We start from the raw sequence: 15,516 nt of genomic DNA, 5'->3' as shown, positions 1-15,516 counted from the left end.
GCGCGCCCGGCAGGGCGTATAGGTCCTACGGCTGCGCCTGGGGATGCAGATCCACGGCGCGTTAAGCTCACGCTGGCGCGCGTGGATCCGATCTCTGTTATGCGGATCTCATTCTTGCTATCAGTGGCATTTGGGATTGCCATGGTCATCGTTGTGATTGCGCTGTGGTTAATGCTCAACAGCATGGGTGTGTTTGCAGAGATTAATGCTGCGGTAGAGAGCCTGCACTTGCAGCAAGGGGGAGAAGCAGACGCGCGGTTTAACCTCGTTGAATTTCTCAGCCTCGGTCGTGTGCTCTCCTTGACGATCGTGTTTGGCGTGGTTGACGTGATTTTGCTGACAGCAATCGCGACCGTGGTGGCTTTCATCTACAACATGTGCGCTGCTCTGGTTGGTGGCGCGCAGGTGACTCTCGTCGATGACTGATGCGGCTCTGAACTGGTTCTTTAGAGTCGATGGGAGGGGCGTACCTGTGTGGTTCGCAGCCGATTTGGGAACCGAGACAACATTCGGGTAATGTAAAACCTTGTTGAGGGCCTATAGCTCAGACGGTTAGAGCGCTTCCCTGATAAGGAAGAGGCCACAGGTTCAAGTCCTGTTAGGCCCACGATTCACAGCGGGGCAATTCCCACATAATGGAGTTGCCCTGCTTGTGTATCCGAGTGACTCAATCCGACTACCTCAAAGTAGTCCAGGATAAGCAAGAGGTGCACATGCATCGATACCTCGCACTAGTCGCAGCAGCTGTCGGCGGTCTAGTAACGTGGAAGCATGCGCGCACTCGAAGCGCAGAAAACGCTATGTGGGAACAAGTTGCCCACACAGTAAAAAAACACTCGTAAGATTAGTACGGAGCTGAAAAGCTCGACCAAGCGAAATTCGCTTCGGGGCCTTGGCGCAATTGGTAGCGCACCTGCTTTGCAAGCAGGGGGTTAGGGGTTCGAGTCCCCTAGGCTCCACCGCCGCCCACCAGTAGCTGACAGATCAGCAGCTGGTGGGTGCTGCTTTTTCTCCGACCTTGTGAAGACGGTCAAAGTCACCAAATATCTCGAGCGCCTGGGAACGCCACCACAATTCTCCATGCACAAAGCCTCTTCACGTCCACGATGACACCATGTGCACATGGCCTCCGAAAAACCCACGCACATCGAAGAAATGGCTCGCTGGAGCATCACAGAAACCATTGCAGCCATCCGCGAGGGCCGCGCCACCGCCCGCCTCGTCACCGAAGCAGCCATAGCCCGCATCGAACGCGCTAACCCTCACATCAACGCCGTCCACACCCTCCTACGAGAGCAAGCGCTCGCTGATGCCGAGACCATCGACCCAAGCCTCCCCCTAGCAGGAGTGCCCACCCTCATCAAAGCCGAACACGACATCAAAGGCATCCCCACCACTCTCGGCGGATACGGCAACAGCACACCTGCACAACATGACTCCGCCGTCGTATCACGACTCAGAGCAGCAGGCGCCATCATCCTCGGCACCACACACATGCCCGAATTCGGCCAATTCCCATGGACCGAAGGAGCTTCATTCGGCCACACTCGCAACCCCTGGAATCCCCACCACAGCACCGGCGGCTCCAGCGGAGGATCCGCAGCCGCAGTCGCAGCCGGATGCGTTCCCTTCGCCATCGGCAGCGACGGCGGCGGATCCATCCGCATTCCGGCCGCCTGCTGCGGACTCATCGGCCTCAAACCCGTACGAGGGCGAGTCAGCACCTCCCCGTCGCCAGACCTATGGGGACGACTAGGAACCATCGGGCCACTAACCCGCACCACTGCCGACACAGCACTCGTCTACGACATCATTGCCGGCCCCAGCGACCACGACGCCTTCCCGCTACCCCGCCCTTACAACACCTTCACCGACGCCGCCAACCAAGCCCCCCAGCGCCTACGCATCGCCTGGCTCACCACCCCAGCCAATCCACTCATCCACGTCGAGCGCCACATCGCAAAAACCGTTCACGACGTAGCCCGCACACTCGCCAAAGCAGGCCACACCATCACCCACCTCACTCAGCGATGGCCCAATGACCAACCCAACTACCTCATCGAATTCGCCCACGCCCTCGCCCAAGAACGCAAACGCGTCGAACACCCCAACCGCCTCGAAACCCGTACCCGCCACACCGCTAATGCCGGGCGGCTCATCCCCCCAGCCCTGCTCAAACACGCCCACACCACTGCCACCAAACTCGCCACCGACATCGAAACACGCTTCGCTGAATACGACATCGTCATTACACCCACCATCGCCACAGCACCCCCCAAACTCGGACAACTTGACACCACAGGCAGCTTTCACGCACTCATCCGCTCACTACCCATGGTCGCCTTCACCACCCTCGCCAACACCACCGGCCACGCCTCCCTATCCTTCCCAGCCGGCTACACCCCCGACGGACTACCCATCGGCATTCAGCTCTACGCCCCTGGCGGCGACGAACAACGCCTGCTAACCCTCGCTGCCCAACTCGAACGCCTCCTACCCAACCGCCCCACCATCGCACCCACCCTCCCCTGAACAGCCACCACACCTGCCAAGAAGAAACCAACCCTTAAGAAAACCCCCTAAACACCTCCCACAACCATCCACCAGTGAGAAGCTGACCCACATGCGCCGATTCGTCCAGAGCAAAAAACTCCAATCAGTCCGCTACGACGTCCGCGGCCCCATCCTCGTCGAAGCCGAACGACTCGAAGCCGAAGGACACAAAATCCTCAAGCTCAACATCGGCAATACCGCCCCCTTCGGATTTGAAGCCCCACCCGCCCTCACCAACGCTATGATCCGCCACCTGGGCGAGGCCCAAGGCTACTCAGACAGCCTCGGTATCTACTCCGCCCGCACCGCAATCGCCCAGTTCTACCAAGCCGAAGGCCTCCACCACGTCGACGTCGACGACATCTTCATCGGCAACGGAGTCTCCGAACTCATCAGCATGGTCCTATCCGCTTTCATCGACGACGGCAACGAAATCCTCGTACCCGCACCCGACTACCCCCTATGGACAGGCGCAGTCTCTCTCGCCGGCGGAACCCCCGTCCACTATCTCGCCGACGAAAACAACAACTGGAACCCCGACCTGGCCGACATCGAATCCAAAATCACCCCTAACACCCAAGCCATCGTCCTCATCAACCCAAACAACCCCACCGGCGCCGTCTACAGCGCAGAAACCGTCAAAAACATCGTAGATATCGCCCGACGCCACGAACTGGCCATCTTTTCTGACGAGATCTACGAAAAAATCCTTTTCGACGACGCCACTCACCACCACACAGCCCACTATGCCGGCGACGACGTGCTCTGCCTCACCTTCTCAGGACTTTCCAAGGCCTACCGCGTCTGCGGCTACCGCGCCGGATGGGTCATGATTTCCGGCCCCAAAGAACACGCCACCAACTTCATCGAAGGCCTCACCCTCCTCGCCAACATGCGCATGTGCGCCAACGTGCCCGCCCAACACGCCATCCAATCAGCCCTAGGCGGATACCAATCCATCACCGAACTCATCAAACCCGGCGGGCGTTTCTACGAACAAGGAAAACTCGCCTCACGCCTACTCAACGAGATCCCCGGAGTGAGCTGCATTGAACCCCGAGGAGCCCTCTACTGCTTCCCCCGCCTTGACCCAGACATCTACCCCATAGACAACGACGAAACCTTCGTCATCGACCTGCTCCGTTCCAAAAAAATCCTCGTCACGCACGGAACAGGCTTCAACTGGCCCCGCCCCGACCACTTCCGCCTTACCTTCCTACCCGACGAAGAAACCCTTACCGACGCCATCGGCCGTATCAGCGAATACCTCGCCGCGCGGCGAGCCTGAACACACGTGAGGCGGGAGCCTAGAAACTCAAGCCCCGCCTCACGCATCACCAAAATTAACTGTTTTTCGGGTTCTCCGGCGCCTCAACCGAAGCGTCATGCACCTGCTCAGGATTCGTTGGAGCCACGCCATCACCCGTCGGTGCTTCACCCAACGTGGAGATCTGTCCAGGCTTCGGCCCCGATGCAGCACCATCCGAAACGCTCGAAGCTCGACCACTAGTGGGCGCAGCATAAGGGTCAGTCAACGGACGTGCCCATGGGTCTTCATACTCAGCCTGACGCTGCTTCAACACGTAGTACGCCGCCCCCGCAGCCGCGAGCACAACAACAACACCCAGCACTCCACCAAAACCAGCACACTTCTTTTTCACTGGAGTTGCTACCGCATCGCCACGCATCACCGCACGAGCACCAACGGCACGTTCGCGCCACACCTGAGGATCAACATCACTGGCCTCTTCAAGCTGCGTTACGATCTCGCTCCATTTTGAACGCAAGTCACCAGCTCGCCCCTCGGCTTGACTTGCAACAGAATCCGCAGTGTCACGCGCAGCCACGCGAGCCTTCTCGAAACTCTCCTCAGCGCGCTGCGCCACGGAGGTCGCGGTCTCCCTAGCCGTATCGGCCGCGTCGCTCAGCTTCGGCTCGGCCGCTTCCCACAGACCAGCCAACGTGGGCACGGTCACCTTGAGCGACGGAATCTTGTACGTCTTCTTTTTCTTCGCCACCACTGGCCTCCTGTGCGTCAGTTGCGGATTTGTGTATTTACCATCCTGCACGTAAAGCACTCAAAAGACAGTCCTAATAACTGCATTTCGCTCAACCCTAAAAGTTGCAACTGACCGCCAGCTGCACAAAAACGCACTATTTACACCCTTAGGGGTGCAGCCATGGGCGAAATGTATCCCACCAACTCTTGTCGACCCGCTCCCGAGGGCATGGAAGGATGGACCCCATGAACGTCACACTTCACACGAACAAGGGCGACATCAACCTGACCCTGTTCCCCGACCACGCGCCCAAGACCGTAGAAAACTTCGTCGGCCTTGCCAACGGCACCAAGGAATACCAGGCAGACGGCGGCAAAACGTCCCCGGAACCGTTCTACGACGGTGTGATTTTCCACCGCGTCATCCCCGGCTTCATGATCCAAGGCGGATGCCCCTTGGGTATCGGCACAGGTGGCCCCGGCTACATGTTTGACGACGAGATCCACCCTGACCTGGACTTCTCCAAGCCTTACATCCTTGCCATGGCTAACGCAGGCAAACGCATGGGGCGCGGCACCAACGGCTCTCAGTTCTTCATCACCGTTGCCCCCACCACCTGGCTGCAGGGCAAGCACACCATCTTCGGCGAAGTTGCCGACCAGGAAAGCCGCGACGTTGTCGATGCCATCGCCGCCACTCAGACCGGTGCGCAGGACCGCCCCACCGAAGACATCACTATCCAGTCCGTCACCATCACCGAGTGACAACGACACGCTGACACACCACGTGAAAGCACAATCCATGGCCACCTAGGCTCGATAACGTGCGGGGCATCCGCAGCACACGCTGCAGGTGCCCCGCACGCTTATCCACCACAACGCGCCCCACCCACAAAGCGATACGCCGAAAGCAGAGACAACGGTGGACCAGAAGGCCCCCTCACCCCCCACCAACCGTAGCCACTACGCAGCCCTCACCGCGCGCCAATACCTCACCACACCGGTCACATACACCCTCATCGCGCTCTGCATCCTAGTCTGGTTCGCCCAACTCATCCCCAGCCTCGACCATCTTCTGTTCCAAAATGGTGCCTTTATGCCTTCCCTCGGGGCACTAGAACCATGGCGTTTCCTGACCGCATCTTTCCTCCACGCACCCCAAATCTGGCACTTGCTGTTCAATATGCTCTGTCTTTGGGTACTGGGACGCACACTTGAACCAGCAATAAACACAAAGTTTTTCCTGGCTTCCTACTGCGTGTGCGCTATCGGCGGATCAGTCGGATCTATCTGGTTTTCCACCTCTATTACCGACCCCAACGGAACCTGGATGCAGGCAACAGTCGGCGCTTCCGGAGCCATTTTCGGTCTCTTCGCGATACTCTTTGTCCTCGCACCAACAGTTGGCGCCGACATACGAGGCATACTTGCAGCTCTTTTCATCAACGCAACTTTGCCCCTCTTCATTGAAGGAATCGTCTGGCAAAGCCAACTCGGTGGTTTGTTCACCGGCTTCATGATCGGTGCCCTCTGCGCTCTCCAACGCAAAATCTGCATCCGCACATTGCGCTGGCTGGGACTTGCTGCCATCGCAGCAGCACTCATAGCCCTTGCCTGGCACAAGTACGAGGTAGTCGGAAGCATCACTCACCTTAGTTGGTGACCGTGTGAGTGCAGCAGCTGATTTCCACAGCAGCACATCCGGAGGGATATCCACATCGGTGGAAAGAAACACTACGAGAACGTTGAGTAAGACCAATTAATGCTGAAAGTGCAGGTCAACCATGCTTCACGCTCGACGAGGCCAGGTTCTCTTACATCCATGTAATTCATCCCCAGCTGTGCACAAGCCTGTGGAGAACGATACGAAACTCCACAAAAACGGTTTACAGCCATCCCGAGATGGCCCAGCGTTCACATACGACGATGGTGGGGCCACCGCAGTAGCACCCACCATCCAATGAAGTCGAAGTGAGAACCGGTCTTACTTCCACTGAGTCGTCATCAAAAAACCAGCCATGATGAACGCGAAGCCAATACCTAAATTCCAGTTCTGCAACGACTCAATTGGATACTTGTAACTACTCAAGTAGAAAACAACAACCCACACAAGACCAATAAGCATCAAGCCAAGCATCGTCGGGACAAACCAAGGACGATTGCCACCCATCGATTTGCGAGCGATCTTCTGCTGTGCTCGCTCCTCTTTCTTCTGGGCTTTGCGCAGGGCTTTCTGCTCCTTCGGAGAAAGGTTGTCGTAGTCGTCCATAGCTGATGCGTAGCCGGACGGCGAGCCTGCCACGTCCGCGGGCTCATTGCGGGATAGGTTAGACACTGCGAAATCTCCTGCGCTGATCGAAGTGTAAGTGCTCTCAAAGAACACTTTTGATGGCTCCAGAGACCAACATTACGGCCTACACACAAAGCAGCCCGACCAACGTGGCCATCCTCTAGACGCCACACCTGGATTACGGTTGTGGACGATCTACACGCGGTCACCAACGACCCGAAAACAGATCGGAAAAGAAAGGCAACACACGTGACAACAGGTGCCGGAAGCAAAGTACTAGTAGTCGATAACTTCGACAGCTTTGTCTACACAATTGTGGGGTATCTGGAACAACTAGGAACCGAGTGTCACGTCATCCGCAACGACATCGTTATCCCACAGACAGTGGGCCAATACGACGGCGTGCTTATCTCACCAGGTCCAGGAACCCCAGAAAACTCAGGCAAATCCATCGACGTTATCCACGCATGTGCCCAAAAACACGTACCCATGTTTGGGGTCTGCCTCGGCCTGCAAGCACTCGCTGTAGCTTACGGAGCATCAGTGACACGTGCACCAGAACTCGTCCATGGCAAAGTAAGCGACGTATTTCACGACAATACAGGGGTATTCGCAGGTATCAGTAATCCCTTCCGCGCCACCAGATACCACTCACTTGCCGTTGACGAAAAGACCCTGCCACCTGAACTCATCGTCGATGCCCGCACCGATAACGGCATTATCATGGGACTCAGGCACGCAACCCTTCCTCTATCTAGCGTGCAGTTCCACCCCGAAAGCGTCATGACTGCTCAAGGCCACCGGTTACTAGCCAACTGGCTCGCAACCACCGGTGTCTCCGGCGTTATTGAAGCTAGCGCAACAATGAGTCCCCTCATCAAAGAAGCGGCGTTCTGACCGCTCACCCCAGATGAAGCTAGAGGTGTACGACCACAACGCCGCTCCACGACTGTCAAACCCTGGAAGCAACTAAAGCCTCTGTTATCAAGGCTTACCCGAATTTATCGAGTGGTTAGGATCCGGCTCTTCACCAGGGTCATCTCCCTCTCCAATCGGGCCACTCGCCGGGGGAGAAGGAGAAGGAGAAGGCGGAACCGTGACAGTTGCAGTAGCAGTAGGCGCAGGAGGCGGCTCCGAAACAATGTTGAGTTCGATCACAGTACCAACCGGGACCTTCTCGCCCTTTTGGTAACTCTGCGACAGTACCGTTCCTGGCTTGCCGTTACCCCGCACGGGAGTGAACACTCGGCCAAGCCCAGCTTCCTTCAACTTGCGGATCGCGTCTTCTCTGCTCAAACCAACTAGGTTCGGCACAGTTACCCGGCCAGTGGAGACATTCAGTGTGACCTTGGTGCCCTCTTTCACCGATGCTCCTGCTGGCGGGTCAGTAGAAACAACGTTACCCGCCGAAACATCCTTGCTATCGATAGGTTCGACAGCCTGAATTGCAAGACCACGATCTTCCAGCGTCTGACGTGCAGCAGCCTGCTCAAAATTACGCAAGTCTGGCACCTGTAAAGTCGCCGGTCCTGAAGAGACCACATACGAAACGGTGCTCCCAACCTGAACATGATTTCCTGCCGCCGGATTTTGAGAAAGTACAGTCCCGGCCTTGGCAGGATTACTTGTCGTCTCTTTCCCCGCAGCTAGCCCAAGTTCAGAAAGAGCCTGTTGTGCCTGGGCGTCTGTCTTTTGCGCCAGATTGGGCACAGCGACAGTTTTCTCAGCAAACGTCAACAAACCTTGAGAAGCAAGGACCCCTAAGAAAGCAGAAACAACTACGAAAGTAGCTACCAGAGGGATTAACCAGCGTCGCTTGCGGCGGGCAGGTTCTTGTGGCTTAGCTGTTACCACCTGATGAACATCAGTTGCTTCGCCATTTTTGGCCGCGCCGAATACCGCAGTCGCTGAATCTGATCCATGTGCCTGAGGCGAATCGCCCTTGAGAAAAGCCTTGATGTCATCATCGAACTCTTCAGCGCTCTGATAGCGATCTGCGGGGCTCTTCTCCAACGCGTGAAGAATCACATGATCCAGCGCTGCGGGGATCTCTTCATTGAAAACAGAAGGAGACTGAGGTGGCTCACCTACGTGCTGATAGGCGATAGACACCGGCGACTCACCAATAAACGGGGTGCGCCCAGTTACGAGTTCATAGAGCAAACAACCCGCCGAGTAGATGTCTGAACGCGCATCGATTTCACGGCCTTGGGCTTGCTCGGGCGAGAGGTACTGAGCAGTGCCAATGACTACGGAAGTGTTCGTCATTGTTGCTGCAGAGTCCGCAATAGCCCTAGCAATACCAAAGTCCATGACCTTGGCGACGCCAGTGGGAGTAACCATCACGTTGCCAGGCTTGATATCGCGGTGAACGATGCCGTGACTATGACTATACCCGAGCGCAGCGAGTACCTGAGTCAGGGTGTCACAGGCTTCCTTGAGCGAAAGGCAGCCTGCCTCAGCCAGACGTTCACGCAAAGTGATTCCGTGAACGTACTCCATGACAATGAACGGCTGAACAAGAGTTTGACCGTGCGTATCAGTGTGCTCATCTTCGCCTGAATCGAACACAGCCACGATCGACGGGTGGTTCAAACTTGCAGCCGCTTGCGCTTCACGGCGGAAACGGTGAAGAAACGCAGGGTCGCGAGCAAGTTCGGAGCGAAGAATTTTGATTGCGACCTCGCGCCCAAGCCGTGTGTCGAATCCGGCGTGGACATCGGCCATGCCGCCTCGGCCTACGAGGCCACGGACCTCATAGCGATTGGCGAGTTTGCGGGTCTCGTCGGTCACTTGTCTTGGGCCATTCCTTCATCCAAAGGCGTTGCATCCTGCTGTGCCGATTGATCCTGCTGTGCCGAGTGCATGTGCGGGAAGCCGTTGGCTCCACCACCGGGAGGAGCAGGGTTCTGCTTCCCACTGTTGTCAGGGCTTTTGTCTGAAGAGTCCGGCTCCTGGTCTGACGGGGGTTGCTTGTCACTAGGAGCTGGGTTCTGCGTACGAGTGTGGCTTGGAGCTTGCGTCACCGTGACGGTAGCTGTGCTGCCAGGCTTACTGCTGCCGCTGCCCTTACCTCGCGAAACGTTGAGTTTGACTTCAGAGCCCTTAGAAACAGATCCGGTGGGATCAATGGATACAACAGTTTCAGCAGACTGTGGTGCATCAATGTGGTTGATCTTCGGAACAAACCCACGTTCACGCAGTTTCGCGCTCGCCTCATCAGCAGTTAGACCGATGTAGTCACGTGCATCAATAGTGCTGGATTCGCCGCTACTGTCTGCCGTTGTGGAGCTCGGGCTTGATGTGGTTGGAGCTGTGGACGTGGGAGAGATCGTTTCGGGTGAATCAGGTGTTTTCGAGCCACCTCCGAGCAGGCCAGAAGCCATACCTCCGAAGATAAGCAACCCAATGACTGCGATGGCGATGAGGAACCATAGCCATGATTTGTTACGAGGTGATTCCTCGATGTCGTCTTCGTAATAAGTAGGGACGGGGTGTGTCTGGGGGCGAGTGGTGATGCGCTGTCCAGAGCCAGGTTGCGTGATGCGTTGTGTTGCGAGCAATCCAGCTGCAGAGGGGCCGCCAGTCAACATACGGGCCAGATCGCCGGCCGAAGCAGGACGATCCTCAGGTGCCTTGTTCAGACACGACATGATCACCGTCGAGAGGTCCTCAGGAACCCATCCAGGTAGCGGTGGGACAGGATCCTGGACATGCGCCATTGCTGTAGCAACTGGACTGGTTTCTTCGAAAGGACGGTGCCCAGCAACCATCTCGTAGGCAACCACACCCAGCGAGTAGATATCGCTGGCAGGGCCTACTGGTTTACCGGTGGCCTGCTCAGGGGAGATGTACTGAGCGGTTCCCATAACTTCGCCGGTGCGAGTAATCGGAACCGCATCGATAGCACGAGAAATACCGAAGTCGGTGATCTTGGCGACGCCATCGTTGCGGATGATGATGTTCGCGGTCTTGACATCGCGGTGAATCACGCCTGCATCGTGGGCTGCCTGAAGACCAAGCGCAGCCTGAGCAAGGATTGAAGAGGTGCGATCTGGGTCGATGCGTACTTCATCTTTGAGGATATGCGCGAGATTATTTCCCTCCACCAGCTCCATCACAAGCCAGTGAGCACCAGAGTCTTCGCCATAGTCGTAGACATTGGCAATATTGGGGTGGCCAAGAGCTGCGGAGTTGCGAGCCTCTTCGCGGAACCGTTGAGCGAACCCGGGTTGGCCAGCAAGGGTGGGGCTGAGAAGTTTGATGGCGACGTCACGTTCGAGCACTTTGTCACGGGCACGCCACACTTCACCCATGCCGCCTACTGCGATGCGATCGCCGAGTGTGTAGCGGTTGCCGAATTCTAGACCGGTCTCGTACCTCATCGGTTGATCACTGCCTCCATGATTTTTTTGGCGATCGGTGCCGAAACCTTGCCGCCGCCCCCTTCGCTTCCTGCTACTCCGCCGTCTTCGACCACGACGGCGACGGCGACCTGTGGGTCGTTTGCCGGCGCGAACGCCGTGAACCATGCGTGTGGTGGGCGCCCTTCTCCGTGTTCGGCGGTACCAGATTTTCCAGCGACTTTGACGCCGGAAATCTGTGCCTTGGTGCCAGTTCCGCCTTCCACGACGCCTTCCATCATTTGGGTGAGTTTTTTAGCTGTTTCTTTGCTGACTGCTGTGCTGAGTTTTTGTGGACGTGTTTCCTCGATGACATCAAGGTCTGCGCCCATTGTTTTGCTGATGAGGTATGGCTTCATCAGTTCGCCGCCGTTAGCGATGCCTGCAGCGACCATAGCTATTTGCATGGGAGTCGCGCGGACATCGAACTGGCCGATAGCAATTTGGATGTTCTGTGCTGTGTCGCTGTTCTTAGGGATGGTGCTTGGGGTAACTGACATGGGAATTTTGAGTTGTTCACCGAACCCGAATTTTGCTGCCTGGCTGCGGATGGCGTCACCGCCGAGTTGCTGTCCGAGGTAGCCGAAAGCTGTGTTGCAGGACATTTGTACAGCGCGTGCGAGAGTGACTGTGCCGTTGTCGCATGCGCCACCTCCCGCGTTGGGAAGGCTTGTGCTGCTGCCTGGCAGGGGGAGTCGTTCAGGTCCGGGTAGTTGGGTTTGGGTTCCGTATTTTTGTGATTCGAGAGCTGCGGCGGCTGTGATGAGTTTGAAAGTGGATCCGGGTGGATAGAGGTTACCGCCGATAGCTCGGTTGATGGTGGGGTTGCTCTTAGCTTTGGAGAACCGTTCCCAGGCACTGGTCACTTTGCTGCGATCGTGGCCTGCCAAGGAGTTGGGGTCGAATGTGGGGTGGCTGACCATGGCTAAGACGGCGCCAGTTTTGGGGTCGAGTGCGACTGCGGCTCCGCGACGTTCACCGAGTGCTGCTTCGGCTGCCTTCTGTGCAGCTGGGTTGATGGTCAGTTCCAGGGTTGCTCCGCTGGGGTTTTGGCCAGTGATGAGATCGCCGAGGCGTCGGTAGATGAGTGAGCTTGCTTGGCCGCTGAGGAGATCGTGAGCTGCTTTCTCCAGGCCAGCTCCTGCTCCGTAGACGAGCGAGTAGTAGCCAGTGACGTGTGCGTATAGGTCACCTTTGGGGTAGACGCGTTGGTATCGGTATTGGTCATCCACGGGTCGGGACGAGGCGATTTCGTTGCCGCCAATGAGGATTGATCCGCGCGCGGTGGCGTAAGAGGCCAGAAGAGTGCGGGTGTTATTCGGTTTGTCTCGCAGTTCTTGTGCTTGGAAAAACTGAATGATCGTGGTGGAGATCAGTAAGGCCGCGAACATTGTTGCGGCGAGGATCGCGACGCGACGGATGGGGTTGTTCATGCTTGCACCTCCGTAGTGGTCGTGGGGGTGCTTGTTTCGGGTGTGGGGCGAGGTTCAGGGATGGGACGGCGTGCGTGGTCGCTGATACGCAGCAGCAGGGCAACGATGGCCCAGTTCGCCAAGAGGGACGATCCTCCTTGCGATAAGAAGGGTGAGGTTAGACCGGTAAGGGGGATGACACGGGTGACGCCTCCAACGACGACGAAGATTTGCATGGTCATGGAGAAGGCGAGTCCTGCAGAGAGAAGTTTTCCGAATCCGTCTCGAGTTCCTAGAGCGGTGCGTAGCCCTCGTTCTACGAGAAGGATGTAGAGGGTGAGGATGCCGAAGATACCGATGAGGCCGAGTTCTTCGGCGAAGCTGGGAATGATGAAGTCGGATTCGGCGAAGTAGGTCAGATCCGGGCGTCCGCGACCGAATCCAGTGCCAAGCAGGCCACCTGCACCCATCCCCATGAGACCGCGTACGAGCTGGTCAGATTGGCTGAGGGCTTCCTTGGACCAGGGGTCAAGCCAGAACAAAACGCGTTGTTGTACGTGCGTGAAGAGAGTGTAAGCAACGATTGCTCCAGCGCTGAACATCGTCAACCCGATGACAATCCAGCTGGTTCGTTCAGTGGCGATGTAGAGCATTGCCACGAACAGCCCGAAGAACAGCAGTGATGAGCCCAAGTCGCGTTGGCCGACCAGCACCAAGAGGCTGGCCATCCATGCCATAAGGATGGGGCCGAAAACACGAGCGTGGGGAAAAGTGATGCCGAGGAATTTTCGTCCGGTGAGGGAAAGCGCGTCGCGGGTTTGGACTAGGTAGGCGGCGAAGAAAATTGTGAGAACGATTTTGGCGATTTCGCCGGGTTGGAAAGATGCAGGTCCGATGTGAATCCAGATGCGGGCACCGTTGATGTTTTGCCCGAGGAAGGGCGTCAGCGGCAGGAGCAGGAAGATGATGCCCAAAGCCATCATGCTGAAGGTGTATCGGCGCAGAACGCGGTGATCTTTGAGGATGAGGACGATCGCGATGGCGATAGCCATTGCGACACCGGTCCACATGATTTGGCGGGGTGCGCCAGCGGTGGCGGCGTCACGGTGGTGAGCAACGTCGAGGCGGTGAATCATGACGATTCCCAGCCCGTTCAGGAGCGTGACGATGGGAAGGATGAGGGGGTCGGCGTAGGAGGCACGCCAGCGAAGAACACCGTGGAAGCCTAGGGTGAAAGCTAGGAGCCAACCGCCTTGGGTGAAGAGGTCCACGGGGACTTTGCCGACAGTGGACAGGCCGACGTTGAGGTAGGCCAGAAGGACCAGCCCTACGGAGGCGAGAATGAGCAGAAGTTCGAGGTTACGGCGTGTTCGTGGCCGGAATGAAGAGATGGTGCTCATGGTCGTACCTCCTTTGCGGGCGGTTTATTGTGTCGGCTGGTGTGGGGGACTGGCTGTGCGGTGCGTGGAGTACGCAGCGGAGGTTCGGCTGTGGGCGGTGATGCGGGAATCACGGTGGGTGCAGCGGACCCTGAAGGTGATGAGGTAGTGCTGGTGGGGCTTGGCTGTGAAGTTGGAGGTGCGGGGGTTGCATCGACTCCACAGGGGGCTCCTGCAGCCATGCGGGTCAGACACTGTGCTTGTTGCACGCGGAGAACTTGGATTTGGTTCTCGATGTCGGCGTCGTCAGCTGCGGGGATGGCTGCGGCGAGCCTGCTGCGGTAGTAGTCGGGCAAGTTCTCGATTTTGATGTCGCTGACGTCGCGTTCGACGTGGGATAGGGGAATCGCGCCGATACTTTGGGGGATTCCGCGGTACACCCCGACGATGTCGCCAGCGATGCCGAGGTATCGCTGCTGTTGGGTCCAGGCGTAGGCACCGACGAGTCCGAGGGTGACGGTGGCGAGGGTGAGCAGGGTGATGAGGATACCGCTGCGGCGGGTCCGCCGGTCAGTAGCGGAGGAGCCGTCATCGATCTCTTCGCCAGTGTCAGGTTCGGTACGTTTGCCCGTAGTTTGGGCCTGGAATGCAGCTGCTTTTTGGGCGGGGGAGAGGGCAGCTGTGGGGTCGGGGCGTTCGCCGTTTTCGGCGGCAGCGCCTACGACGATGGGGTGATGGGGTGAGTCTGGTTTTTCGTCGGTGACATCGGCGATGACGACGGTGACGTTGTCAGGAGCACCTGCTTTGAGCGCGAGGTCAATAAGTTTTTTGAGGGTGTCAACCGGCGGCATACCGGCGGTGATGACTTCTTCGATAGTGCTGCGGCTGACGTAGTCGGACAGGCCGTCTGAGCAGATGACGTACCGGTCACCAGGGCGGGCGCGGCGTACTGATAGGTCGGGTTCATCTTCAGGCGCGCCGGTAAGTACACGGGTGACAAGGGAACGTTGGGGGTGATTCTCTGCATCTTCGGGGCTGATGCGTCCTGCATCGACGAGTGATTGTACGAAGGAGTGGTCGATGGTGATTTGGGTGAATTGCTCGTCGCGGACCATGAAGGCGCGGCTGTCACCGATGTGGACGAGAACAAGGTTGTCTGCGCCGCAGCGCATAAGACCGGTGAAGGTGGTTCCCATGCCGTTGAGTTCGTGGTGTTCCTCAACAGCGGTGTTGATGTCGTTGTTGGCTTCTGCGACGGTACGGGCCAGGAGTTCGAGGGCGTCATCGCAACCGTGGCTGTCTCCGTCGAGACGGGCGATTCTGGAGATGACTAGCGAGCTGGCGACGTTGCCGCCGGCATGACCGCCCATGCCGTCGGCGATGGCGATGAGGTGGGGGCCTGCGTAGCCGGAGTCTTCGTTGCGGCTGCGGACGAGGCCGACGTCGGTGCGTGCCGCGTAATTCCACGCGATACCCATGC

14 protein-coding genes and 2 tRNA genes are annotated in these 15,516 nt (G+C 57.7%); 9 read left to right on the top strand and 7 right to left on the bottom strand.

From position 1 onward, the window contains the following. Window positions 1–81: 81 nt before the first annotated feature. From DXZ77_RS10325 to DXZ77_RS10305, 6 genes are all read left to right on the top strand, one after another. A complete protein-coding gene (locus DXZ77_RS10325) occupies window positions 82–426 on the top strand; it encodes a DUF3566 domain-containing protein (protein ID WP_231935422.1) in 345 nt (114 codons plus the stop codon). 107 nt (window positions 427–533) lie between these two features. Beyond that, window positions 534–607, top strand: a tRNA-Ile gene (locus DXZ77_RS10320). Between the two features lie 28 nt (window positions 608–635). Next, a complete protein-coding gene (locus tag DXZ77_RS12740) occupies window positions 636–842 on the top strand; it encodes a DLW-39 family protein (protein ID WP_371667420.1) in 207 nt (68 codons plus the stop codon). Window positions 843–886: 44 nt separating this feature from the next. Further along, window positions 887–959, top strand: a tRNA-Ala gene (locus DXZ77_RS10315). A 163-nt stretch (window positions 960–1,122) separates the two neighbouring features. Then, complete coding sequence (locus DXZ77_RS10310; protein ID WP_147279274.1) at window positions 1,123–2,532, top strand: amidase; 1,410 nt, start codon at window positions 1,123–1,125, stop codon at window positions 2,530–2,532. Between the two features lie 91 nt (window positions 2,533–2,623). Continuing rightward, window positions 2,624–3,841, top strand: coding sequence for a pyridoxal phosphate-dependent aminotransferase (locus DXZ77_RS10305; protein ID WP_115031976.1), 1,218 nt, complete (start codon window positions 2,624–2,626; stop codon window positions 3,839–3,841). A gap of 55 nt (window positions 3,842–3,896) precedes the next feature. On the opposite strand, the gene DXZ77_RS10300 is transcribed toward DXZ77_RS10305, so the two are convergent. After that, a complete protein-coding gene (locus DXZ77_RS10300) occupies window positions 3,897–4,571 on the bottom strand; it encodes a hypothetical protein (RefSeq protein WP_147279273.1) in 675 nt (224 codons plus the stop codon). A gap of 227 nt (window positions 4,572–4,798) precedes the next feature. Here DXZ77_RS10300 and DXZ77_RS10295 point away from each other — a divergent pair, with 227 nt between their 5' ends. After that, window positions 4,799–5,317 carry a peptidylprolyl isomerase gene (locus DXZ77_RS10295; protein ID WP_028327220.1) on the top strand — a complete coding sequence of 173 codons (519 nt, stop codon included), beginning with the start codon at window positions 4,799–4,801 and terminating at the stop codon, window positions 5,315–5,317. Between the two features lie 157 nt (window positions 5,318–5,474). Beyond that, a complete protein-coding gene (locus DXZ77_RS10290; protein WP_115031972.1) occupies window positions 5,475–6,215 on the top strand; it encodes a rhomboid family intramembrane serine protease in 741 nt (246 codons plus the stop codon). Between the two features lie 321 nt (window positions 6,216–6,536). Here the strand turns inward: DXZ77_RS10290 and DXZ77_RS10285 are convergent, their stop codons facing one another. Then, complete coding sequence (locus DXZ77_RS10285; RefSeq protein WP_084441127.1) at window positions 6,537–6,821, bottom strand: cell division protein CrgA; 285 nt, start codon at window positions 6,819–6,821, stop codon at window positions 6,537–6,539. Window positions 6,822–7,091: 270 nt separating this feature from the next. On the opposite strand from DXZ77_RS10285, the gene DXZ77_RS10280 reads away from it, so the two are divergent. After that, the gene (locus DXZ77_RS10280; RefSeq protein ID WP_115032879.1) at window positions 7,092–7,739 is read left to right on the top strand and encodes an anthranilate synthase component II; all 648 of its coding nucleotides are present in this window, start codon (window positions 7,092–7,094) and stop codon (window positions 7,737–7,739) included. Between the two features lie 87 nt (window positions 7,740–7,826). Here DXZ77_RS10280 and pknB read toward each other — a convergent pair whose 3' ends face one another. The 5 genes from pknB to DXZ77_RS10255 are packed head-to-tail and all read right to left on the bottom strand — an operon-like array spanning window position 7,827 to window position 15,514. Further along, complete coding sequence (gene pknB, locus DXZ77_RS10275; RefSeq protein ID WP_115031970.1) at window positions 7,827–9,635, bottom strand: Stk1 family PASTA domain-containing Ser/Thr kinase; 1,809 nt, start codon at window positions 9,633–9,635, stop codon at window positions 7,827–7,829. Continuing rightward, window positions 9,632–11,227, bottom strand: coding sequence for a protein kinase domain-containing protein (locus tag DXZ77_RS10270; RefSeq protein WP_115031968.1), 1,596 nt, complete (start codon window positions 11,225–11,227; stop codon window positions 9,632–9,634). The genes pknB and DXZ77_RS10270 overlap by 4 nt, the downstream gene beginning before the upstream one ends. Beyond that, window positions 11,224–12,678 carry a peptidoglycan D,D-transpeptidase FtsI family protein gene (locus tag DXZ77_RS10265; protein ID WP_115031966.1) on the bottom strand — a complete coding sequence of 485 codons (1,455 nt, stop codon included), beginning with the start codon at window positions 12,676–12,678 and terminating at the stop codon, window positions 11,224–11,226. The genes DXZ77_RS10270 and DXZ77_RS10265 overlap by 4 nt, the downstream gene beginning before the upstream one ends. After that, entirely contained in the window at window positions 12,675–14,057 is a 1,383-nt protein-coding gene (locus DXZ77_RS10260) for an FtsW/RodA/SpoVE family cell cycle protein (protein WP_115031964.1), read from the bottom strand. The genes DXZ77_RS10265 and DXZ77_RS10260 overlap by 4 nt, the downstream gene beginning before the upstream one ends. Then, complete coding sequence (locus DXZ77_RS10255) at window positions 14,054–15,514, bottom strand: PP2C family protein-serine/threonine phosphatase (protein WP_115031962.1); 1,461 nt, start codon at window positions 15,512–15,514, stop codon at window positions 14,054–14,056. Before DXZ77_RS10255 ends, DXZ77_RS10260 begins: the two co-directional genes overlap by 4 nt. Window positions 15,515–15,516 lie beyond the last annotated feature (2 nt).

This window comes from Dermatophilus congolensis (assembly GCF_900447215.1).
Lineage (GTDB): Bacteria > Actinomycetota > Actinomycetes > Actinomycetales > Dermatophilaceae > Dermatophilus > Dermatophilus congolensis_A.
This window is presented reverse-complemented; position numbering and strand designations above follow the sequence as displayed.